Annotated in this window: 21 protein-coding genes and 4 pseudogenes; 12 read left to right on the top strand and 13 right to left on the bottom strand. The window is 51.6% G+C overall.

The window, feature by feature from the left end:
• Nucleotides 1–500: 500 nt before the first annotated feature.
• The 4 genes and pseudogenes from J4F31_02255 to J4F31_02270 all read right to left on the bottom strand — a co-directional run bounded on the left by J4F31_02255 (nt 501) and on the right by J4F31_02270 (nt 3,619).
• A pseudogene (locus J4F31_02255) lies at nt 501–2,102 on the bottom strand (flotillin family protein).
• Nucleotides 2,102–2,641, bottom strand: a pseudogene (locus J4F31_02260) (hypothetical protein). The pseudogenes J4F31_02255 and J4F31_02260 overlap by 1 nt, the downstream one beginning before the upstream one ends.
• A gap of 356 nt (nt 2,642–2,997) precedes the next feature.
• Nucleotides 2,998–3,281, bottom strand: a pseudogene (locus J4F31_02265) (helix-turn-helix transcriptional regulator).
• The gene (locus J4F31_02270) at nt 3,278–3,619 is read right to left on the bottom strand and encodes a type II toxin-antitoxin system RelE/ParE family toxin (protein ID MCE2495396.1); all 342 of its coding nucleotides are present in this window, start codon (nt 3,617–3,619) and stop codon (nt 3,278–3,280) included. The pseudogene J4F31_02265 and the gene J4F31_02270 overlap by 4 nt, the downstream one beginning before the upstream one ends.
• A 513-nt stretch (nt 3,620–4,132) precedes the next feature.
• Here J4F31_02270 and J4F31_02275 point away from each other — a divergent pair.
• The 5 genes from J4F31_02275 to J4F31_02295 are packed head-to-tail and all read left to right on the top strand — an operon-like array spanning nt 4,133 to nt 8,325.
• On the top strand, nt 4,133–5,416 hold the full coding sequence (locus J4F31_02275) for a hypothetical protein (protein MCE2495397.1): 1,284 nt from the start codon (nt 4,133–4,135) through the stop codon (nt 5,414–5,416).
• Nucleotides 5,413–5,559, top strand: a complete 147-nt coding sequence (locus tag J4F31_02280) for a hypothetical protein (protein MCE2495398.1) — start codon at nt 5,413–5,415, stop codon at nt 5,557–5,559. Before J4F31_02275 ends, J4F31_02280 begins: the two co-directional genes overlap by 4 nt.
• Before the next feature lies 1 nt (nt 5,560).
• Nucleotides 5,561–6,961 (top strand): sulfotransferase, encoded by a 1,401-nt coding sequence (locus J4F31_02285; protein MCE2495399.1) that lies wholly within the window; start codon nt 5,561–5,563, stop codon nt 6,959–6,961.
• Nucleotides 6,962–7,018: 57 nt separating this feature from the next.
• Nucleotides 7,019–7,672: a Na+/H+ antiporter NhaA gene (locus tag J4F31_02290; GenBank protein MCE2495400.1), complete on the top strand. Its 654-nt coding sequence runs from the start codon at nt 7,019–7,021 to the stop codon at nt 7,670–7,672.
• Nucleotides 7,603–8,325 (top strand): Na+/H+ antiporter NhaA, encoded by a 723-nt coding sequence (locus tag J4F31_02295; protein ID MCE2495401.1) that lies wholly within the window; start codon nt 7,603–7,605, stop codon nt 8,323–8,325. The genes J4F31_02290 and J4F31_02295 overlap by 70 nt, the downstream gene beginning before the upstream one ends.
• Here J4F31_02295 and J4F31_02300 read toward each other — a convergent pair.
• The 7 genes and pseudogenes from J4F31_02300 to J4F31_02330 all read right to left on the bottom strand — a co-directional run bounded on the left by J4F31_02300 (nt 8,312) and on the right by J4F31_02330 (nt 12,969).
• On the bottom strand, nt 8,312–9,418 hold the full coding sequence (locus J4F31_02300) for a phytase (protein MCE2495402.1): 1,107 nt from the start codon (nt 9,416–9,418) through the stop codon (nt 8,312–8,314). The genes J4F31_02295 and J4F31_02300 overlap by 14 nt on opposite strands.
• A gap of 2 nt (nt 9,419–9,420) precedes the next feature.
• Complete coding sequence (locus J4F31_02305) at nt 9,421–9,807, bottom strand: TonB-dependent receptor (GenBank protein ID MCE2495403.1); 387 nt, start codon at nt 9,805–9,807, stop codon at nt 9,421–9,423.
• Entirely contained in the window at nt 9,791–10,240 is a 450-nt protein-coding gene (locus J4F31_02310; GenBank protein MCE2495404.1) for a TonB-dependent receptor, read from the bottom strand. Before J4F31_02310 ends, J4F31_02305 begins: the two co-directional genes overlap by 17 nt.
• A 45-nt stretch (nt 10,241–10,285) precedes the next feature.
• Entirely contained in the window at nt 10,286–11,782 is a 1,497-nt protein-coding gene (locus J4F31_02315; protein ID MCE2495405.1) for a TonB-dependent receptor plug domain-containing protein, read from the bottom strand.
• Nucleotides 11,783–11,788: 6 nt separating this feature from the next.
• Nucleotides 11,789–12,103: pseudogene (locus J4F31_02320) on the bottom strand (carboxypeptidase-like regulatory domain-containing protein).
• Nucleotides 12,096–12,347, bottom strand: a complete 252-nt coding sequence (locus J4F31_02325) for a T9SS type A sorting domain-containing protein (GenBank protein ID MCE2495406.1) — start codon at nt 12,345–12,347, stop codon at nt 12,096–12,098. Before J4F31_02325 ends, J4F31_02320 begins: the two are co-directional and overlap by 8 nt.
• 142 nt (nt 12,348–12,489) lie before the next feature.
• Nucleotides 12,490–12,969, bottom strand: coding sequence for a hypothetical protein (locus J4F31_02330; GenBank protein ID MCE2495407.1), 480 nt, complete (start codon nt 12,967–12,969; stop codon nt 12,490–12,492).
• 178 nt (nt 12,970–13,147) lie between these two features.
• On the opposite strand from J4F31_02330, the gene J4F31_02335 reads away from it, so the two are divergent.
• From J4F31_02335 to J4F31_02355, 5 genes are all read left to right on the top strand, one after another.
• On the top strand, nt 13,148–13,549 hold the full coding sequence (locus tag J4F31_02335; GenBank protein ID MCE2495408.1) for a hypothetical protein: 402 nt from the start codon (nt 13,148–13,150) through the stop codon (nt 13,547–13,549).
• The gene (locus tag J4F31_02340; GenBank protein MCE2495409.1) at nt 13,546–14,112 is read left to right on the top strand and encodes a group 1 truncated hemoglobin; all 567 of its coding nucleotides are present in this window, start codon (nt 13,546–13,548) and stop codon (nt 14,110–14,112) included. The genes J4F31_02335 and J4F31_02340 overlap by 4 nt, the downstream gene beginning before the upstream one ends.
• Nucleotides 14,113–14,304: 192 nt before the next feature.
• Nucleotides 14,305–15,564: a T9SS type A sorting domain-containing protein gene (locus tag J4F31_02345; protein MCE2495410.1), complete on the top strand. Its 1,260-nt coding sequence runs from the start codon at nt 14,305–14,307 to the stop codon at nt 15,562–15,564.
• A 33-nt stretch (nt 15,565–15,597) separates the two neighbouring features.
• Nucleotides 15,598–17,610 carry a TonB-dependent receptor gene (locus J4F31_02350; protein MCE2495411.1) on the top strand — a complete coding sequence of 671 codons (2,013 nt, stop codon included), beginning with the start codon at nt 15,598–15,600 and terminating at the stop codon, nt 17,608–17,610.
• Nucleotides 17,610–18,065 carry a hypothetical protein gene (locus J4F31_02355; GenBank protein MCE2495412.1) on the top strand — a complete coding sequence of 152 codons (456 nt, stop codon included), beginning with the start codon at nt 17,610–17,612 and terminating at the stop codon, nt 18,063–18,065. Before J4F31_02350 ends, J4F31_02355 begins: the two co-directional genes overlap by 1 nt.
• Nucleotides 18,066–18,135: 70 nt before the next feature.
• On the opposite strand, the gene J4F31_02360 is transcribed toward J4F31_02355, so the two are convergent.
• On the bottom strand, nt 18,136–18,495 hold the full coding sequence (locus J4F31_02360; protein ID MCE2495413.1) for a hypothetical protein: 360 nt from the start codon (nt 18,493–18,495) through the stop codon (nt 18,136–18,138).
• A 582-nt stretch (nt 18,496–19,077) separates the two neighbouring features.
• On the opposite strand from J4F31_02360, the gene rbfA reads away from it, so the two are divergent.
• Nucleotides 19,078–19,437, top strand: a complete 360-nt coding sequence (gene rbfA, locus J4F31_02365; protein ID MCE2495414.1) for a 30S ribosome-binding factor RbfA — start codon at nt 19,078–19,080, stop codon at nt 19,435–19,437.
• On the top strand, nt 19,434–20,648 hold the full coding sequence (locus tag J4F31_02370; protein ID MCE2495415.1) for an ABC transporter permease: 1,215 nt from the start codon (nt 19,434–19,436) through the stop codon (nt 20,646–20,648). Before rbfA ends, J4F31_02370 begins: the two co-directional genes overlap by 4 nt.
• Here the strand turns inward: J4F31_02370 and J4F31_02375 are convergent.
• Nucleotides 20,623–21,513 carry a CPBP family intramembrane metalloprotease gene (locus tag J4F31_02375; protein MCE2495416.1) on the bottom strand — a complete coding sequence of 297 codons (891 nt, stop codon included), beginning with the start codon at nt 21,511–21,513 and terminating at the stop codon, nt 20,623–20,625. The genes J4F31_02370 and J4F31_02375 overlap by 26 nt on opposite strands.
• Nucleotides 21,514–21,558 lie beyond the last annotated feature (45 nt).

The following is a 21,558-nucleotide window of genomic DNA, read 5'->3' on the forward strand; positions in this document are numbered from 1 at the left end:
GCTTGAGCAGCCTCTGAGAAAATAAAAAGCATCGGAGATGACGCGTTGATGATTCTTTGAATGCCACCCCGTCGGATCAAGCCGCGCATGCGGCGCAGTCTCAAGCACTATCTCTTAGCTTTAGCTAGTTTAAAGTCTAGAGCGTAAACCTTAAAGCTTCTTCTCGCCGCAGGCGAATATCCTCAAGCTTGGCTTGAATGTCCATGCGTTTAGCATATATCCTTCGAAGAAATAGTATGTCCTTGGGCGCAGCCCGAACACCCTTTCCTGAGCAAAATACCCTTGCGCGCAGCGCAAACACACTTCGAAGAAAGAACACGCCCTTCGGGCTGCGCCCGAAGGATCTCAAGCTCTGCTTGAATTTACTCGCGTTTCGAAAATGTCCTTCGAAGAAAGAACACGTCCTCGGGCGCAGCCTGAATACCCTCAAGCTTTGCTTGAATAACTATGCGTTAAGCATATGTCCTTCGAAGAAATAGTACGTCTTTCGAAGAAACCCTTTATTCTTCTCCCGATTTCTCGGGCAATTCAGGAGTCGTGTCGTTGTCGGCCTTCGTCTTTTTCTTGACATCTTCGGCCATGGCCTCGATTTCTTCAGGAGTCTTTCCTTTCAAGAACTCGGGGAGGTCCATGCCGGCCATATTGAACATTTCCTGAAGGGGCGGAACCGATTTATAGAGTCCGGAAATAAAGTTCGCTGTGGACGTTTTATCGCCATCGCCGGAACCGGAGTCCCAAACGGTGATCTTGTCGATCTCGATGTTCTTGATCGCTTCGGCCTGCAAACGCACCAGTTCGGGCAGCTTGTCGGCAACCATCAACAATACGGCACCGCGGGTATCGTCACCAGCGGCCTGAACGATCTGTCTCAATCCTCGGGCCTGCTTGGTGAGGATCTCGTAAATACCTTTTGCTTCGGCTTCTTTGCGATACCAGATGGCATCGGCTTCACGTCGTGCGATCCTGCGGAGTTGCTCGGCATCGGCTTCCGCATTGATCTCAACGCGCTCCTTGTCGATGCTCGCCGGGACGAGAATATCGGCCTGTTAAGCTGCTTTGTCGCGCAGTGCACGAGCTTCTTCCGCCGCTTTCTCGGCGGCGTAAGACTCTTCAAGTGCCTTAGCTTGTTTTACCTTTTCAGCGGCAATGGCTTTACGCAAAGCTTCTGCTTCTTGCGCACGGCGCGTTGCCTCTGAATTCGCGATATCGATCTTGGCCAAGTTCTCACCTTCTACGGCACGGGCATTGGCTTCAGATACTTTGATACGCTGTTCTCGTTGGGCTTCGGCTTCTCCGGTCTTGGCCTTGGCATCGGCATCGGCCTCACCGATCTGCGCCTGAGCATTGGCCTCGGAGATCTGAATACGTTCGATACGAGCGGCGTTAGCTTCCCCGATCTTTGCTTTGGCAATGGCATCGGCCACCTGAACGCGCTGATCTTGAACGGCGTTGGCCTCACCGATATATCCGTCGCGGTCTTTTTCCGCTACCGATTTCTTGGCGTCGTTGATCGCCGTAGCAACAGCTTCCTTACCCAAAGCTTCGATATAGCCCGACTCATCCTTGATGTCGGTCACGTTTACGTTGATCAGCTTCAGGCCGATCTTTTTCAATTCGGCTTCTACGTTTGATGCAACGTTCGCCAAAAACTTATCGCGATTGCTGTTGATCTCTTCGATATCCATGGTCGCTACCACCAAGCGCAACTGTCCAAAGATGATGTCCTTAGCCAAGTCCTGGATGTTTTGCTGCGACTGTCCGAGCAAACGCTCAGCAGCGTTGTTCATGATGCCCGGTTCGGTGGATGCCCCAACGGTGAATCGCGATGGCACATCAACGCGAATGTTCTGACGCGAAAGTGCGTTGGTCAATCCTGCTTCGATCGAGATCGGCGTAAGGTCCAAGAACCCATAGTCTTGAAACACCGGCCAAACAAAGGCCGCCCCACCGTGGATACAGTTTGCCGATCCGCCTCCTACTCGTCCATATACCACGAGGATTCGATCCGACGGACAACGTTTGTACCTTCTGAAGAAGGTGACTAGGATCAGGAATACGAATAATGCAGCTACACCTAAAATAGGAAGCGTAAATACACTCATTATTTCTTGCTTTTAGTAACGATTAATATGTTGTTGTTGCTAGTAGTTCCGGTAACTTCGACCACGTTTCCCGGATGAAGATGCTCGTCGTCATCGGTGAGCGCTTCCAGAGTGCGCATGGATCCCTGAATGGTCACCTGCACCTTTCCGATGTTTCCGCGCTGCGGCAAGATCTCCATATACACTTCTCCGACGGCACCCGGGGCATTCTTCATGTTCAAGGTGCCACTCTCCACGGCCCTGCTCAGGAAATAGAAAATGGAGGCCATGATCAGGATCATCGCTAACCCAGCCGCAGTGGAAATCCCCAACGAAAGTCCTCTCGACAAGCCCGAGTCCAAACACGCAATACCCGTCCAGGAGAAAATAGTGAAGAAAGCGATCAGGTTCTTTAATGTTAAGAACTGAAAATCGATTCCGCCATCCGACTCAATATCGGTATCCACATCTGCATCCGAAGGCATATCGCCAAAAACGAAGGTCATGAGGATCTGGATCAAGAAGAAGACCTACGCCGGGATCGCAATGATCCAGTACATACGCTCTAATGTCTCCAGCGCCTCCCACCAGGCCGTAAAATCAAAGGCTAAAAAGTCATGGTAAATCAGCTATTGGTCGAAAGGGAAGATAGGAAGAAAATAGTTTCGCATTTTTTGCAAAAAAAGATTTTCCGAACTTTTTTCTCCGTCGATATCAAGTAGAATTTAATGGGAGTTCTTCGCAGGTTCAAAGTCTAGAGTCCAAAGCTCAAAGCATAAAGCAAGTCATACTCGGGCGCAGTCCGAATATCCTCAAGCTTTGCTTGAATGTACTTGCGATTCGCAAATACCCTTCGAAGAAATACAGCGTCATTTACGCGGCCGCTACCGAACTACGCTAGACACCTGATTTTAATCTACTTCCGGATGCGGATCTCCAACGTAGCTCCTAAGCCTTCGTTAATAATGCGTTGAAGTGTGGAAAATCGAATGTCTTTCAGATTTCTCTCCAATCGCGAAATATAAGCCTTGTTAGTCCCCGCTAAATCCGCGAGTTGTTGCTGCGTTAGCCCTTTTTGTTCTCGTATGTTCTGAATCAACACCCGAGTTTATAGGTGTCGAATTCCTTCTCAAAGGATTCTCTATCAACGGATCCCTTTGGTCCGATGTGTTCGTCGACGAACTCGTCCAGGGAAGTCAGATTATTTTTTTCTTCATAGTATTCTCTTTGATTCGAAGCGCCCTTTGAAGCTCTGTTTTAGCCGTACGGCGCGATTTCTTCTGAAATCCCGATCCAATGACCACGAGGTGACCTTCATCAAACCAGCAAAACATCCGATAGATCTTACGGCCCTGCTGAAACCTCAGTTCGTAAAGACCGAATGTTCCCGTAATATGTTTGAGGTACTGTTCTGGGATTTGATCCAGCTCCTCCAACAACCTCAAGGTCCATAAGGCCTTCTTTTGACTTTTTCTATCTAATGCTCGATAGAAGGATTCAAAGTACTTCTTGAAGAAAACGACTCTTCGCTCCTTCATATCTCAAAAATACGACTTGTTGTCCGATAAGACAACATATTTGAACGAAACCCCTGCTTATTCATGACGGTAAGCTAAGAGGAACGGGGGACAGCTTGAGGTGCTATGGCCAATGCCGAATACATTATTCGTTTCATTACTATTGGTGTCGAAAAGAGCAGTGGGCAGTGAGCTTTGGGCAGTGAGCAAGGGGTTGGATCTTAGCAGGTTCAAAGTCCGGAGTCCATAGTTCAGAGCGCAAAGCATAAAGTAACTCATGCTCGGGCGTAGCCCGAACTTCCTCTGCGCGGCAGAACACTCTTGCGTTCAACGCAAACAGCCTTCGAAGATAGTACACGTACTCGGGCGCGGCCCGAATATCTTCAAGCCTTGCTTGAATATACCTTCGCTTCGTAAATGTCCTTCGAAGAAAGAACACGTCCTCTGTGAAGCAGAACACCCTTGGGAGAACCCGAATCACCCTTTACGAAATAAAACAACCTCGCCGAAGGCGAATTATTTATCTTTGCCGCTATGCAGCGCACAATCCTATTTTTCGCCAAAACGGTCATCGTACTCTTTTTGCTTTCAGCCTTCGGCTGGATGGTCAAGCACGCCGTCCAAGGCAATCTGGGTTGGGGGCCAAAGATCAATAAAGGCCTGTTGACCTTCGTGAGTTTCTTCGACCTGTTCGAGCAATCGGTCGAAGAGGTGCGCGAACTGCCCAAGACCTTTGTGCCGACTCCGTCCGATTTTACCCCCGTGAACGAACTTAAAAACGACGTTTGGGGGCTCGTAACCTACAGCACCCGAGACTTCGAGCGAAAGGTCGACCTACTCAATTTCCGGAACGATTCCATCGGACATTCCTGGACCATCGACAACATCGAGCGTGCACAAAATCGGATCATTCACCCGATCATGACCGCCGATCGCGACCTTGTTTACTCGCTCAATGGGGTTACCGGTCTCTTCGCTATCGATGCCCATGGCAAGCAGCTCTGGAAACAAGATACCATTGCCCACCACCACGGGCTCAACTTCGATGCGGACAGCAACATCTGGGCCTGCACGTACGACCGAGAACCCAAGGGATTCATCATCTACCGAGGGCTCATCGAGGTCGATGGACGCCCACTCAACTACATCGACAACACCGTCACCCAACTCGATCCGGCTACCGGACATATTCTCTACCACAAATCGCTCACCGACATCCTAGTCGAAAACGACCTCACCCACCTGTTCCTGAAAACCGGCCAGGCCCGGGATCCACTCCACCTCAACGATGTGGAGCCGGTGCTGGCGGACGGACCCTACTGGAAAAAGGGAGATATCTTCTTGAGTATGTGCAGTATCAGCACCGTATTGCAGTTCAGACCCGGCACGGGTGAAGTGATCCGCGTGATCGACGGCCCCTTCTACGCGCAGCACGATGTCGACATTCTGAACGACTCCACCCTCAGCATCTTCAACAACAACGCCCACGTGGTGTGGCAGAAGGCCAAAACCGATCTGCCCATCGGTAACGAGCGCAAGGAAGCCGGCGATCATTACTCCAACATCGTATTCTACCACATGGAGAACGATTCGGTCGAATTCGTCGCAAAGCAAACCTTTGTCGATAACCGCATTTACTCGACCTCCGAAAGCTTGGCCGATTGGCTGCCCGACGGATCCGTTTTCGTTGAAGAACAAAATACCGGCGTCCTCTGGGTGTTGAAAGACGGCGAGGTATTGTATAAAAACGTACTTTCTTCGCAGCACGAAGGCTATCACCATTTGTCGAACTGGACGCGAATCATTCAGCAACCATGAGCACACCATATCTGTACATCGGGCCGGGACTCGGCGTAGGCACTGTAGTGCTGATACTCATCATCGGTGGAATCGTACTGTTCTCCTTCGGATACATCATCTGGATCCGCATCAAGCGCCGCTTCCGCAAGAAAGACGACTAAGGTGGATTACCTCGTCATCGCATTTGTCGGAGCCGTTTTCATGACGATCTTGATCGTTTGCTCGAAATGGTTCTTTTCCCTCGCACAGTCCAGCGTTAACCTGCTCGATACCTTCCTGGCCCCCGGCTCCGAAGACGACAAACTACCCCTCATCGAAAAACGCACCAAAAGGCTCACGCGCGACCTATTGCTCGTAGTGGCCCTACTGATCGTAGCCTTTGCGATCGCGGCCTTTATCCCCAAACTCTACACCCGCTTCGTTGTGACGGGCCGCCCCTTCGCCCTGAACGAGGTGTGGAACATCGTAGCCTTATCGGTCGGAGCCACCTTGCCGCTGTTCGTGCCGCGAGGCACCAAGAATAAATCGGCTTACACGCCCCTCGCGCAGCTGCTTCACCACCTCGCGCTCGATAATCCGAATGTGGGTTTGCGCCTCCAACGGCGCGATGTGAAAGCCGCGGAAAAATTGGGCATCGAGCAAAAGAACGAATTCGTGATCATTACCGGCCTGGCCCGCTCGGGCACTACGAGTCTGCTCAATACCCTAGCACCGCTGGGTCCGTTCGCCTCACTCAATTACGCCAACATGCCTTTTGTGCTGGCGCCGCGCACTTGGGCGCGGGTGTATCGCCCAAAAGATGCTGCCGTAAAGGAACGCAGTCATGGCGATGGGGTCATGGTGGGGCTCAACACCAACGAGGCTCTCGAAGAGGTTTTCTTTAAGGCGATCACCGAGGATTCCTATATCGGTGCAGACTGTGTGCAAGAACATGAACTCACCGTCGAGCAGTACGAACGGTATCTCGATTACCAGCGGGTGGTGCGCCGGAGCAACGACGACATTTACATTGCCAAGAACAACAATTTCTTACTTAGGTATCGATCGGTCCGCGAGCACAACCCCGATTTCACGGCGATCATTTTGTTCCGCGAGCCCCTGCACCACGCCTTTTCGCTGCTCGAAAAACACCTTCAGTACGTCGAGATGCAGGAGCACGATCCCTTCGTATTGGAGTATATGAACTGGCTGGCCCATCACGAATTCGGATGGGGACGCAAGGGCTTTTGTTTTGACGAAACACACGAATGGGCCCAGAAGGCCGAACTGTGGCCGAAAGAACATATAAACCACTGGCTGGCTTTGTGGATCGCGGTTTATGCCTATGGCGTGGAGATCGACGATACTAACACACACTTTGTATCGTACGGGGAATTTTGTTCCGAGCCGACCGAGGTAGTGAATCGAATCTTGCGAAGTACCGCATCGGGCCGAGAGGCCCAGAACATACCAAGTCACCGCAATGAGCGAACGGTGGAACACGATGCCGACGCCGATTTGCTGGCCGAAGCCGAGCGCGTATACGCCCGATTGCTGCGTAAAGCGAACAATGAACGGGAGTAAGGCCTTGTTTATTTAATGCAATAAACTTCGTCGGTTTCGCAATACGTGCTTACGCTGTTGGAGCATCAGATACGCAGCCGATTATTCGCGACCTTGCTGCTTTTTGCGGTGGTGATCGTGGCGCTGGTATGGGCCAACAGCCCGTGGTCGCACTTCTATTTTGAGCTGTGGCATACGCATCTCTCGATCGAGATTGGCAGCTTCGAACTCAGCAAAACCCTGCACCACCGGATCAACGACGGACTCATGTCGGTCTTCTTTTTCCTGATCGGACTCGAGATCCGCAAGGAACTCATCCACGGCGACCTGAACGATCCCAAAAGCGCCTTGGTTCCGATACTTGCCGCCTGCGGCGGGATGATCATCCCCGCGCTTTTGTACGTCGCCATAAATTGGGATTCGCACAGCGTCAATACCTGGGGAATTCCTATGGCTACCGACATTGCCTTTGCACTGGGGACCATCACCTTCATCAGAAAACGGATCGTTCCGTCGCTCATCATCTTCCTTTCGGCCTTTGCCATCGTCGACGATATTGGCACCGTGGCCGTGACCGCCATCGTGTATACGCCGGACATCGTGCTGTTGGCCCTGTTGATCGCGGGGGGGCTTTTTGCTCGTGATGTACGAAGCCGGCCGCTTTGGGGGTGCGGTCGACGTGGTTTTACTTTATCATCGGACTGTTTGGCGTTTGGACGGCCATCAACTTAAGCGGAATCCACGCCACCTTGGCCGGAGTGCTCGCCGCTTTTACCATTCCGTCGAAGCCGCGTATGACGAGTGGGAATTTCCTGACCAAGATGGGCTTGTTGCGCAAGGAGTTCGACAAGGCAGACAAGCTGCCCGAAAGTCAGCTGTTGTCCGATGACCGGGTCGAGGTGATCGAAGAAATGAAGATGGTGACCAAGCGGGCCGAAGCGCCTTTACAGCGCATGGAAGAGTACTTGGATCCGGTGGTATCGATCTTTGTGTTGCCCTTGTTTGCTCTGGCCAATGCGGGAGTCCCCCTGGGCAAATTGAGTCTGGAATCGCTAACACATCCCGTGTTTCTCGGGGTATTCGTGGGCTTGTTCGCAGGGAAGTTGCTTGGAATTTTCGGTATCACGCGATTGGCCACGGGCATCGGCTGGGGTAAGAAGCCCGAAGGAGCCTCTTGGTCACAGGTGGCCGGCATTGCCTGGCTGGGCGGAATAGGCTTTACGATGTCGCTGTTCATCGCCGAACTCGCCCTGACCGATGAGGCGGAGGTCAATGCCGCAAAACCGGGAATTCTCGTTGCCTCGTTCTTGTCGGCCTTGGCGGGTATTGCCCTCGCTAATTCTAAGAAAAAGCGCGAAAAGTCCAAACGGGTTACTTCACCTTGAGCGCAGGTTCGAACGATTGCGCGATGTGGTCCCAACGGATCATTTTGAAGTTCTGCGCTTGAACGGATCCATTTTCTCGGTTTTCGCCGTCTTGAACGACGAATACGCCTTTTGGATAGAGGTCACCCAGCGCCTGACTACTGACGTCGATTCCATCCGTTTCCTGCGTACCATCAATTGCACCGTCGACCACCTCGAAACTTCCGAGGTAGTTGAAATTTCCGCTGCGTTCGAATACCGCATAGGTGTTATTGCCTTGACTGCTGGCGATGAGGTATCCTTTGGAGTCGTTGAGGTAGTAAATGGTGAGTCCTTCCACATCGTATTGGATCGCGGAATTGTCTTCTCCGGAAAGCTCCGGGTATGATCCTTGAATGGGGTCATTCGGTTCAGCACCGAAATGGTAGATACCTTCGTTTTCGACACCGACGAAAAGGTTGCCCGGATGGTCATCGGTGACCATGCCTTCAACTTGGCCGGGGAGTTGAAGTGCGCGTACCTTGGTGGCGGTGAGGGAATCTCCTTCACTACCGAGCAGCCATTGTTCTACTTTGCCGGTTTTACTGTTGACAAAGGCGTAGACGGAGTTGTCGGCCGGACTCTTATAAAGGCAAAACCTGTAGACATCGGGCAGGTCCGATGCTATGGATCCGGGAGTCAGGTATTCCAAAGAGAGGGAGTCGGGGTGTATGCGCCAAAAGTCCATTCCAACGTTGTCGCGGTTACTTCCGCCCGCGAGGGCGATATCCACACCATTAAAGGAATAGTTGTTGCGTACGTCGACGTTGTTGATACGCCCCACAGAGTCGGTGGTAATGCGCGTGCCGTCGAGGTTGAAAACATCGAACCCCAGGGTTTTATCGGACCCTAGAATGAGGCTGTTGGCGGGGTCGGATTCGTTGAACCAGATGGCGGGGTCGGCGGCGGCATCGGCATTCGGGTTTGCCGAAACGGATTCCGTTTGTGCGGTAGCCGTTACCTGGTTGAGGGTGGTGTCGGGGTATGCGTTGCTTTCGGCCGGGTTATCCGCTGGCTCTGACTTACACGAGGCGAGCAGGGCGGTGGCGGCGAGTATGGGGAGGAGATTTTTCATGACTAAAAGATCAATCGGACACCGAGTCGGGCCCAGTAAGAGTCATATTCGGTTTGAATGATGCGGCGATTTTCGGGCGGACCTAAGTAAAAGCGCAGCGGCGCATTGGTCACGTTTCGGACGTCGTAGAAGATTTGAACAACATCGTTGACTTGGTAGTAGCCATTGAAATCGACTCGCCACTGGGCACCGTAGTATTCGTCGAGATCGGGATCCACTCCAAGGGTGTGCAAGTAGGTGTCGGAGTAGTGCGCGCTGACTTTGAGGTAGAACTTTGGGGAATCGAAGAACAAGGCGAGATTAAGGGCATGAGGTGCTTGTCCGGGTAATGGAAGGGTTTCTGTTTCTTCCGGGTCGAAGAATTCGCTGTAATCACCGCCGATCTCCACCACATTGATGTTGTCGTTGGCCGGATAGCGTTTGGCGATGACTCCTTCTGAAAAGGTGAAGGTGTAGTTCGATTTGTACTTTACTGTAATTCGACTGCGTGGGGTCTCCTTCGTAACCGAAGACTTGGTAATTGAAGATGAAGTCGTCGATCTCCTTGTAGAAGATTCCCCCGCTGATCATATTGCGACCCTTCCAGTATCGCTCGACGAGGAAATCGAGGTTCATGGCGTAGGGATATCGAATGTTGGGGTTACCGAAAGTGACCTCAGTGCGTTCATTTTGAACGCCGTAGGGAATGACATCGCGGAAGTTGGGGCGGGCGTACGAATAGGTGATCGCGGCGCGCACATTGAAGTCGGGGGTTATGCTGTATTTAAACTGCAAGTTGGGCAACAAGAACTGTTGTACGCGATCATCCGTAACCGTATCCATTTCCGAAAAATACCCGGATGATGTTTTAAATATTTGGTAGCCCTCTTAAGTGATGTTGGTCCGCTCAAAGCGAACTCCACCCGGCACCATGAGGTTTCTCCGGTTATGTGACGCCATTCCGTAGTAGGCTTGAACATCCTCGGTCGCTGTATAATCTTGAGCATAGGTTCGTTCTAGGGACTCTGTGATTCCTTGGTCGCCATAAACGAACAGAGTCGGATAGCGTTCGTAGAAGGCCCGCATCTCGTCTGGGTCGGGCAAATATTCCATTACATAACCTCGGTTGAGTAAGTTGTCCGTATAAAATTCACCATGGACGGTGGCAACGCTCAACTCCGGTCCCGGTAAAGGGTAGAGGTTCGATTGTGGGAAGTAAGCACCGAAGCTGTGTGCTTTGATGTCTCGGGATTTATCCTTTGCGCGGAGTAGGGTTCCGAACTTCACGTAGCCGTGATTGTCGCTGGTACCGTAGGGTATCTCCCAATCGAGCCGGCCGATGATGTTGCGGTCCTGGGCCTTGTGGTTTTCGAAAAGGAGCTGATCCATTTCGTAGTTTTCGTAGTCGTAGGCATTGGCGGCGTTATCGGGATCGGGAAAGCGCACCACCGGAAAATTTGGATCCGACCGGTCCCATTTCATCGTGATGGCTTGTCCGGGGTTGTCGAAAACCACTTCCATGCGGTCGGGCTGATTTTCGCGGGCTTCGGACCATGCCACTTCGTATTTCAAGGTAGACCAGTTCCAATGGTGTTCTGCTCCGAGGCTCATCGTCGAAATGTTCTGGATCTTTTCGCGATCTTTGAGATCGTGGTCTATACCTCCGTATAAATAGGTCGATTCCGATATGGCATCATCGAGGGTATAGACCTTTCGTCGGCGCGTCTCTTGGTCCGAGAAGCGGTTGTACATTCCGTTGACATAGATGATTTTGTTTTCGTCGAGGTAATAATCGAGCGTTGCCGAGAGCCCGGTTCGGCGTCGGGTAATATCGTAGTGTCGAAGTTGAACTTTGGTGTATTGAATATGGTAGTTGTCGCTACCCGATTGACCGAAAAATACGCCTTTTTCGTACTTGAACTCCATGTTGTCGGCCCCTTGGCGCGGCTCATTGTAGTTGGCATTGAGGAGGAACCCGATCCGTCCTTTGCGTTGTGAAAAGGTGAATTGCAATTCACCGTTGGGCGTGTTGCGCAAAGCGTTGATTCCGCCCGCAAGCGTCACATTGAAAATAGGCTCCGTGCTCTCTGCTCTTTTGGTAATCAGGTTCACGGTACCACCGATAGCGTCTCCGTTCATGTCGGGCCGCAGGACTTTGGCCACTTCAATGGTTTGGATCTGGCTGGCATTGATCACATCCATTCCGACCGTTCGGATCGAACTTTCAGGCGAGGGAAGTTGAATTCCATTAACGTTGAAGTTGGTGAATTCGGGAGGAGTTCCACGGAGCTGAACGTACTTGCCTTCGCCTTGATCCTTTTGTAAGGTGATGCCCGAAACCCGTTGAATGGCGTCGGCCGCACTGAGGTCCGGAAAAGAAATGATCTGTTCTTACGAAACCAAGGTCACGATTTTCTCGACCTCCTTTTGCTCGCGAAGCGTGCGTACTTGTCCGGCGGCTCGCTCATTCACCACTACTTCATTCAAGGCCAGGCTGCTGATAGCCAACAATACGTCTTTGGTATACGCGACTTTTCCGGACATTTCGATGGTAAACTGTTGTTGTTGAAAGCCTATAAAGCTCACCTGAAAGGTGTGTCGGCCCGCGGGAAGGTCTTCTATTGTATAGAACCCATTCATATCGGTAGTCGTTCCGATACCGTTGTCCTTCCAAACAACGGTGGCACCCGGAAGGGTCTCACCCGTTCTGGGTCAAGTGAACCAAGTACATTCCGGGAGCCAAATTGCTCACGTCAACGGAGTTGTACTGGTTTTCTATAGTGTACGTGTGTACGGCCTGACCGGCGACGTTTACTGTGTTCACCGTGGCCGGACTCGTCTCGTTCAACTCGATCTTCAGCGCTCCGTTAGATACCGGGTTTGGGAAGATGTTGAACAAGTTTGCGCGGTTCTCTTCAATGCTTGCAGGTGCTTGGTGATAGATCTGCAAGTAAGGACGACGCTCTGGGTGGTTGGTTCCGTCTCCGGGATTTCCCTGTGGGTCTACATCGTCCGGATCGGCGATGTCTTGAAAGAGGTGAACTCACGAGCGTTCTCAACCGTACTAGGCCCCTGGTCTTCCGGCAAAAAGATCAATGCGATAGCGTTGTTCCACTGCCAATTCGGTCGGTCAACAAGTAATTTTCGTTGAATCCGCTCGCTTCGTCGAAAGTGGTCGCGTTGTCGGTGGCTTCACCTACGATGGTGAGCATAGCAACGTCGGCCGCGGTCTTTCCTTCATGAGCGTGGAACACAACAAAAGCTGAATCGATGGTCGTTCCTTGAGGAACTTCGATTCCGGTAAAGCGAAGACCCAAGGTCAATAGGTTTTGGTCAGAGGGATCACTTTCCCGGCCTGCGTCGAGGTCATCGTCGTAGTAGCTGTCCGGTTCATCGTTTTCCTGCTCAACATCATCAGTTGAGAGGTCCAAAGTAACTACAGTACCATTGTCCAAGGTGTCGTTGATGGTTCCGCCGGTACCTTGAATATAGCGCTCGAAATAAGTGGATTGTGCACTGGCGCCGAAAGCAAGGACAAAGACCAGAATAAAAGAGAATAGAGCTGTCATCATAAGATGGATTTTAGCTTTTCGACTAAATTCCAAAACCCGCGTAGCTTAGAGATTACCCTAAGATTACTGCCTAAAGAAGAAGTTGTGACCTCAATGTAAAGTCACGGCGAGCACCTTTTTTTCGATTTGGGAAATCCAAAACATCCATTGTGTCGTAGGTATGCCAAAACCAATCACAATGAAGAAGTTTATTATACAATCGGCCTGGGTGCTCTTTGGTATCGTCCTGTTGGGCGGAGGAGCCTTGGCAATCCATCTCTTGACCCTCGAACCCGAGGACTATTCACAACACGGCGATTGGCAACTCGCTCGGATCGACATCGAAGCCGACCCCAATTCATCGGACCTCCGGTTGGCTAAACGAACGGTAATGCAACAATCGGGTGTGAAGCACGCCTTCGTAAATGCCGAGGCCAAGACCTTGGTCTACGGATTCGAAAACGGTGCCGTTGACACCGAAGAAGTTGTGAAGCTAGTACAGCGGGCCGGAGTTAAAGCCACCGCCTATGTAGTATCAGTAGAAGCCATTCGCTCCGGCGGATGCGTCCATAATCCTTTTAATAATTCAAAAACCAAATGATGAAGTACACAGCGCGACTACTCGCTGTACTTTTCGCCGCGTCCACGATATTGGTGGCGTGCGATAAGGACGACGACATGAACGACATGAATCCCGACGAACCGACGCTTTACGAGCGCGTAGGCGGTGATGCCATGGTACAAGACCCCAATAATCCGGGGCAGCAAATCGAACAAGGATATTTGACCTTGCGCGCGGTGGTAGATTCGGCCATTTTCGTGATCGCTGCGGATCCTCAATTGCAGCCTTATTTCGAGACCTTACTTATGGAAGTAGGAAATGGAAACTTGACGGGCTTTACGATCCTCAGCAAGAACTTGACCGATTTCTTTGCCGTCGCTACCGGTTCTGAAAGCTACAACTACACAGGTTTGAGCATGAAAGATGCGCACGACCCGGCGCAGAATCCGCGTATGGCCATGAAATCCAACGATGCCGACTTCGATCAATTCATTGCCGATGTCGCGGTATCACTCGATCAAAATGGGGTAACCGATCAAGAGCTAATTGGCGACCTGATCGCATTGATCGAAACCATACACGCCGACGTAGTACAGCGATAAACGATCGCCGGACCAGAATTTACGGGTAAAACCTGACAAAAATCTGGTTTTCAAAGTTGTGACACCCCTTGAACGGAAGTATCTTTGCAGCGTTATAAAGAACGATTCCAAATAAAGGGGTGTTTTTATTGCACGCTACTCGATTGGCACGTACATTTGCTCCGCTATTAAGAACCATTCTAAATAAAAAACATGAATCGATCAGTACTTTTTCTCCTCCTCTTTGTAGGTACGGTCAGCATGGCACAGCAGATTCGCCAGGTATCGGTGGGTCCGGGTTATGCGAATCAAACCTATTTCTCCCTCTCGGGAGGAAGTACATCTTCCTCGCTCATTGAAGATTGGGACATCGCTTTCAACATGAACCCCATGGATGCGAGTATCTTCGTTAACGAAGGAGTCGCCTCAGGAGCTTCAGCACAAGGAGCACTCAGCCTTTGGGTCACTCCATCGACCGATTTCAGCACCGTAACGCTGAACGACACCACCGGGTTCTTGCGCAATCCCGATGTGTCTTGGTCCGAAGGAGCCTTCAATACACCTGCAGTTGCCGGAAACCCACTCGATTTCGGGTGGGGAACCTACGACTTCACTACTCATGAAGTCACCGGAAGCCGCGTCTTCATCATTGAATTGCGCAACGGCCTATTCAAAAAACTCATGATCGAGTCACTCATCAATGGTACTTATACCTTTAAGTGGGCCGATATGGATGGCGGAAACCTCACGACACAAACGCTGGATCAGACCGCTTATAACAAAGACCTCGTGTTTTTCTCGCTCGAGGATAACATGGTCATCGATGTTGAGCCCAATAGCTGGGACATGCTTTTTACGCGCTACTCTGAACTGCTCGACGCCGGTGACGGAACGTTCTTGGAGTACAACGTAGGTGGTGCCCTCATCGCTCCAGGAGTATTGGTGGCGCAAGCCAACGGCGTGAATCCGACCACGGTGAACTTTGCCAATCACGAAGCAAACTTGACAGATAGCGTGAACGTCATCGGTCAAGATTGGCGCTATTTCGATTTGGGGTCTTTCAGCTGGATCACCCTGGATGATCGCGTTTACTTCGTAAAAACGGCCAACGACAGCTTATTCCAGATGACCTTCCTCGATTTCGAAGGCTCGTCGACCGGAATCGTAACCTTCGAAACCGAGTACCTCGGACAGTACGTGAGCACGAACGAATACGAGGAGTTGGCCGGATTCGCCATGTATCCAAATCCGGCCGTAGGCCGCATTAATCTTACCCTCGATTGGCAAGATGGTGCTACCGAAGCCGCTTATCGCATTATGGACCTTCAGGGTCGTGTAGTTGCCGAGCGCACTTTCGAAGTGGCTCCGGGATTCAACCGCGAAACCGTGGAACTCAATGCAGTGCCGGGAATGTACGTTGTAGATATCGTTGCGGGCAATGCGCGCACAACGGAACGTTTGATCATTCAGTAAGCCCTGAAGAATTTAGCCCTCATAGGACTGTTTTTGTGCCTTGCGGCACGATTTGCAACCGCTCAGGTAGTAGAAGAGCCGGATACAAATGATCCTGTTCGGCAATACGAGCTGCCCGATGTAGTGGTTACCGGTGAGTTTGAGCCTACGACGCCCGAAAAGGCCGTTCACGAGATCAAGGTCATTGACGCGGAGCAAATTCAAACCATGGGATTTCAGCAGCTCGATGAGGTGCTTGAACAACAATTGAACTTGCGCGTGAGTCGGGATCCTTCGCTGGGGGCCGGACTTACCATGCAAGGAATTGATGGCAACAACATACAGATCATGATCGACGGGGTTCCCGTGATCGGTCGGCTCGATGGTAACATCGACCTGTCGCAGTTACCGCTGTACAATGTCGAACGCGTTGAGATCGTGCAGGGAGCCATGAGCAACCGCTACGTAACCAACGCCGCCGGTGGGGTAGTGAACCTCATTACTAAAAAGAAAGACGGGGCCTCTTGGTCGGTGACTTCTCAGAATCAATGGGAGAATGTCGGCCTTATGAGCAACACGCTTGGAGTATCGGGCCGCTTAGGCCGAGTGATGCTTTCGGGTAGCGTTTTCCGATACCAGTCGCAGCTCTACTCCGACGACAGTCTGCGTGCATCGCAAAGCAGCTGGAACCCGAAGGAACAACTGGGAGGCGATGCCCAGATCAAGTACTACGGTAAAAAGAGCTTGGAACTCGGGCTTTCGCTCCGCTATTTCGACGAATTGGTTCGCGATCTGGGAGAGGTGAAGCGCCCTCAATTTAAGCCGTATTCCTTCGACCAGTACTTCTATACTCGACGGATCGACCCTCGGTTCAATGTGAAGTTCGATATGGGGCGAAACCACAAGTTCAACAGCGTTTCGGCCTTAAACATCTACGACCGTGTGAGTGAAGATCGAAGGCTCGACTTCGAGAACGATTCGAATTACGTGATCGAAAACGGACAAGACACCTCGCGATTCAACACCTTCCTCAATAGAACCGTCGTTACGGCTAAGTACGGTGCTCGCTGGAAAGCCGAGTATGGACTGGAAGCCCGGTACGAAACCGGATCGGGTGAGCGCATCGTGGACAGCTCGAGCACGCCGATCAACCAAACGCAAATGACCACCGTGGCCGGATGGGCAGGAGCGCAGTACCTTCCCACCGAGCGACTCACCATTCAACCCGGAGTTCGTATCGGATGGAACAGCAATTTCGATCATCCAATTCTGCCCTCCGTTAAGGCCGTTTATCGGGGCGATAAGAACTTGATTCTGCGCGCTGGATACGCCCGTGGGTTCAGAGCCCCGGACCTGAAAGAACAGTATCTCGAATTCGTCGCTGGGAACCACAATATACACGGTAACCCCAACCTCGAAGCCGAGAATTCGCACAACGCCTACATCGCCGCCGAGCGCGAACTCCTTACCAACGAAGCCCACCGAGCGCTAATTCGTGGTCGGGTGTTCTACAACTACATCGAAAACCAAATCACCCGGGCCCAAACCAGCCCGCTGTACTATGAGTACATCAACGTCGGCCGCCTATGGACAGATGGGGTCAATGCGGAACTCGATTATAAACTTTATGACGACCTCACCTTCGTATTTGGCGCAGGGTACACGCGCGCAAAATCTTATTCGGAGGAGCTTGCAGAGCTTACCGATTACATCGGAACGTTCGACATGAACCTCCAAGTGACCTATATCGTACCGAAGATCGATACGCGCGTGAACTTGAATTTCAGATACTACGGCAAGCAGGGATGGTACTCTCTCAGCGGCGAGGTGCTTACGTTGAACGAGCAGGGGCCCCATAACATGACTCACTTGAGCTTGGCCCGAGGGTTCTGGAACGATCGTATTTTCCTCTCGGCCGGTGTCAAGAACCTATTCGATATCGAAACCGTTGAAGGGAGTCGTGTGAGTAATTCACCTCATTCCCCTTCCGGAGCTCAGCCCATCAGTTGGGGCCGTAGTTACTTCGCGAAGCTCAATGTGAGCCTAGGTCCCGAGTATCGCAAGTAATGAACGTTCCCTTTCAAAAGGACGATGTTCGTCAAGCCTGTTTACTTTTTGTGAAAGAACGCCTCAGTGCTCTTCAGTCGGAACTCGATGAGTTGAAAAACGATCTGACCAGTGAATCTAAAAGTAGCGCCGGCGACAATCACGAAACGGGTCGCGCCATGATACAGCTCGAGCAAGAGTGCCTTGGAGGGCAATACTCCGCGGTTCGAAAGCAATTTGAGCTTCTCCAACGATTGGGAAACCAAGAGTGCAAGAACATCGTGCTGGGTTCACTAGCCAAGATCAACGAGCAATGGTATTACTTCGCCACCGGTATCGGGACTGTGGAAGTAAAGGGCGTTTCTGTCATAGCGGTCGGACTCACCAGCCCGCCGGCTCAAGCCGTAAAGGGAATGGCCCTGGGTAGCTCTACGCAGTTCCGCGATCAGCTCTACCGAATCGAAGAGATATACTGAAAGTTCTTAGTGTTGAGGTTTTAGTGGGCAATGGGCAATGGGCAATGGGCAGTTGGCCAAGAGCCGTGAACTATGAACCGTGAACCAGACCAATTAAGAATTCAGAACTCCTTCGTTTTTCCTTGATCAACTCATTCACTACCAGCGTATCGCCATTCATTGCACGAGTCGCTTCAAAAAGAAGCACCTTCGGCGCCATGAATTTTTGGCCTTTGGGGTAGTGGTAGAATTTTTGTCCGACCGCGACCTCAACACCGCTATGGCTGAAAGGAGAAAGGTTGGGATTCATGACGCCCGGAATGTGCAACGGAATACTTGTAGCGGTCTTGTTACGCAGGGTCAGAGTTACCGTTTCGGACTTTCCATCCGACTGAGTTGCGGTGGTAAGGGAGGCGGCCATAAAGGCAAGGGACAACAATAAGGCTTTCATTTTCAGAAGTATTGGTTCGCATTGATAACTCGATTTCGGCTCTCGGTATTCATAAGGAGATGTTAACGGCAGTTCCAAGGGGGCAGTGGGCAATGAGCGGTGGGCGGTGGGCCAGTTCATTTGCTTTGCATGTGGGTTTCAGCCTTGCTGAAGTCAATTCGCTCCGCGATCTAGTATAATGGGTTTCACTCCGTAAGGAATGTTCTCGGGCGAAGCCCGAATTTACTCCGGCCATGCCGGAAGATCCTTCGGCTTCGCTGAAATGTACACGTCTACGGCTTACGGCCTATGGCCTACAGCCTTACGAGTGACTTGATTTTTCGGTTCGTTTTTGATCAAGCAATAATGAACGAATAGAAAAGAAGTTTTAGGGAAAATGGTTGACCTCTTAAATAAGATGGCTTACAGCAAATGAAGCATTATTCGCTTTGGGCGATTTGAACAGATTTAACTCCGTAAGGAGTACCCTCGGGCGAAGCCCGAATTCAAACTGATTTTTCAGAGCAAACCCGATCGCGCACAGCGCGACCTGATTCGAAGAACTCGTATTCGGCCTTCGGACGAATACCTTATCTTTGCGTTATGGAAAGCCAGCGATTGAAGAAAGTAAACAGCGTATTGCAACAGGACCTCGGCGAACTGCTCGATGCCTTCGCGCGAGATCATTTTCGCGGTACACTCGTAAGTGTAAGTGAAGTGCGTGTGGCTCCCGATTTGAGCTATGCCAAAGTGTTCGTAAGTGTATTCCCCACCGATCGCCAAGGTGCCGTTATGAAGCAGGTAGGTGACGCCACCGGTCATCTGCGCCATCAACTCGGACAGCGTATCCGCAACCAAATGCGCGTAGTGCCCGATCTCGATTTTCGCCTCGACACTACACTCGACGAACGCGATAAAGTGGACCAGGCCCTGAAAGGAAAAGGCGAGAACCCGATCAAGTGAACCTCTCGTGGTACATCGCACGGCGCTACCTCGTTTCTAAAAAGCGCACCAACGCCGTAAACTGGATCACCCGCATCTCCATGCTCGGCGTGGCCGTTTGTACCGCAGCCCTCTTCATCATCCTCAGTGTTTTCAACGGCTTCGAAGGCCTTCTGCTCGATCTTTACGGCGCCTTCGACCCCGATATTCGCATACGCCCTGCCATCGGAAAGATCTTCTCCACCGACAGTCTTGATTTGGGTGCCTTGCGGCACGATGATCGCGTAGCGCACTATTCCGAAGTCCTCGAGGAAAAAGCAATACTGAGGTATCGCCAACGAGAGTATGTGGCCACCATTCGCGGAGTCGATACGAGCTTTAGATCATTAACCGGTCTCGACAGCCTGATGTGGCAAGGTCGTTTCTTCACCGCGGACGATGATCAAGACCTAGCTGTGCTCGGTAAAGGGGTCTCGTACTACCTCGGAATGGGACTGCAGGATATGTACAATCCGCTTTATCTCTACATCCCAAAACCGGGTGCCACCATGAGTACCCGCCCCGAAGACGCCTTCCGCATCAGTGGACTCTTTCCCATAGGTATCTTTTCCGTACAAGCCGATTTCGACGGCGAATACGTGCTGGTGCCCATTTCATTCATGCGGGGGGTACTCCAAGCCGATCCGCCCGAAGTATCCGCGCTCGAGTTCCGATGCACATCGGACCGTGCTATGGAAGAGCTCAGCGATGAATGGGCCCAACTCCTCGGCGATGATTACATCGTTGAGAATCGCTTTGAACTGCACTCGGTATTCTACAAGGTCATGCAGACCGAAAAATGGGCCGTATTTGGCATCTTCACCTTTATCGTGCTCATCGCCACCTTCAACCTCATAGGCTCCATCACGATGCTCATGCTCGAGAAAAAGCAGGATATCGCCACCTTCCGCAGCATGGGCGTCCAAGGTTCAACCATTCGGCGGATATTTTTCGCGGAGGGACTCCTCATCAATGGTCTCGGTGCCGCGATCGGTTTAACTCTCGGAATACTCTTGTGCTGGGGTCAAATAACCTTCGGATGGGTGCGTCTTGGGGCTTCGGGCGCGTTCATCATTGACGCATATCCGGTTCATATGAGTGGAATGGACGCCTTGGTTACCGTGGCCATGGTGTTGGTCATCGGTTCTATTGCCTCGTACCTTCCCGTTAGGCAGCTCGCGAAGAATTCTTGATCAACCACAGATTGAATCCGACCAAGAGGGCACTGATCACGGCCATAAAAAAGCCCGACTCCGGCGTTCCGACCTGATTCACCGCCTCTTCGCCAATGCCATTACGCTGAAGAATAAAGGTAAAGATGAGCAGTAGACTGTTGTTGGTGTAGTGCGCCAGTATGGGCAACCAAAGTGAACCACTCCAATAGCGAAGATAGCCCAGTATTCCGCCCAACAAGGTCAGTGGAATCAAGTTCACTAGGTTCTGGTGCATTAGCCCAAAGAGTAACGCCGAGATCCAAATAGCGAGGTGGATGTTCATTCGACGAGCTAGGGAGGGTTGAATGACCCCTCGGAACAGCATTTCTTCGCCCAGCGCGGGAAGTATGGCCATCACGAACAGGTTTACGGCCAAATCGCCAAAGCCATTCATGTCGAGAAAGAGCTCCAACAAACCGGTGTTCCTTTCGCCCGCATCGATCCACCACTGCAACCAACTCGGGTAATGGAGCGAATTGCAAAAGTAGATCAGCGCATTGAGCATCGGAATGGCCACGATCATGAGCAGGATTCCCTGCGATACTAATCGGCCCGAGAGGGCCTTATCCAAAGCTAGTTCCGGGCGTACTCCACTCCGCCGCCACGACCACATGATCGCCGGGAAAGCAAATATGCCAATGCTCGTGAGCGATTGTGAAAGTATGAGGGCCCTGCGGGCCGATGGGGTGCCCGAAAACAGGGCTTGAGGGTCTTGCAAAAGAGGCACATCGTAGAGGAATTGAGCCGTGACGACCCCGAGTAAACTAAAGAATAGCAGGCCTATCAGCACCCAGAACAAGAGTTCGACGAGATCCGTTCTTACTCTACTTATGGGGGTATTCATCTGATTCGCAGCTTAATTCGTAATTTTGCACCCCAAAGATACGCT

The sequence above is a fragment of the Flavobacteriales bacterium genome, assembly GCA_021296215.1.
Taxonomy (GTDB): Bacteria; Bacteroidota; Bacteroidia; order Flavobacteriales; family ECT2AJA-044; genus ECT2AJA-044.

Bases quoted from the DNA above. Each gene is read 5' to 3' on its own strand.
- J4F31_02340 (MCE2495409.1), top strand. From the start codon at position 13,546: ATGATGAAGTACACAGCGCGACTACTCGCTGTACTTTTCGCCGCGTCC.
- J4F31_02345 (MCE2495410.1), top strand. From the start codon at position 14,305: ATGAATCGATCAGTACTTTTTCTCCTCCTCTTTGTAGGTACGGTCAGC.
- J4F31_02360 (MCE2495413.1), bottom strand. From the start codon at position 18,495: ATGAAAGCCTTATTGTTGTCCCTTGCCTTTATGGCCGCCTCCCTTACC.
- J4F31_02335 (MCE2495408.1), top strand. From the start codon at position 13,148: ATGAAGAAGTTTATTATACAATCGGCCTGGGTGCTCTTTGGTATCGTC.
- J4F31_02310 (MCE2495404.1), bottom strand. From the start codon at position 10,240: ATGGATACGGTTACGGATGATCGCGTACAACAGTTCTTGTTGCCCAAC.
- J4F31_02300 (MCE2495402.1), bottom strand. From the start codon at position 9,418: ATGAAAAATCTCCTCCCCATACTCGCCGCCACCGCCCTGCTCGCCTCG.
- J4F31_02375 (MCE2495416.1), bottom strand. From the start codon at position 21,513: ATGAATACCCCCATAAGTAGAGTAAGAACGGATCTCGTCGAACTCTTG.
- J4F31_02280 (MCE2495398.1), top strand. From the start codon at position 5,413: ATGAGCACACCATATCTGTACATCGGGCCGGGACTCGGCGTAGGCACT.
- J4F31_02275 (MCE2495397.1), top strand. From the start codon at position 4,133: ATGCAGCGCACAATCCTATTTTTCGCCAAAACGGTCATCGTACTCTTT.
- rbfA (MCE2495414.1), top strand. From the start codon at position 19,078: ATGGAAAGCCAGCGATTGAAGAAAGTAAACAGCGTATTGCAACAGGAC.
- J4F31_02330 (MCE2495407.1), bottom strand. From the start codon at position 12,969: ATGATGACAGCTCTATTCTCTTTTATTCTGGTCTTTGTCCTTGCTTTC.
- J4F31_02270 (MCE2495396.1), bottom strand. From the start codon at position 3,619: ATGAAGGAGCGAAGAGTCGTTTTCTTCAAGAAGTACTTTGAATCCTTC.
- J4F31_02355 (MCE2495412.1), top strand. From the start codon at position 17,610: ATGAACGTTCCCTTTCAAAAGGACGATGTTCGTCAAGCCTGTTTACTT.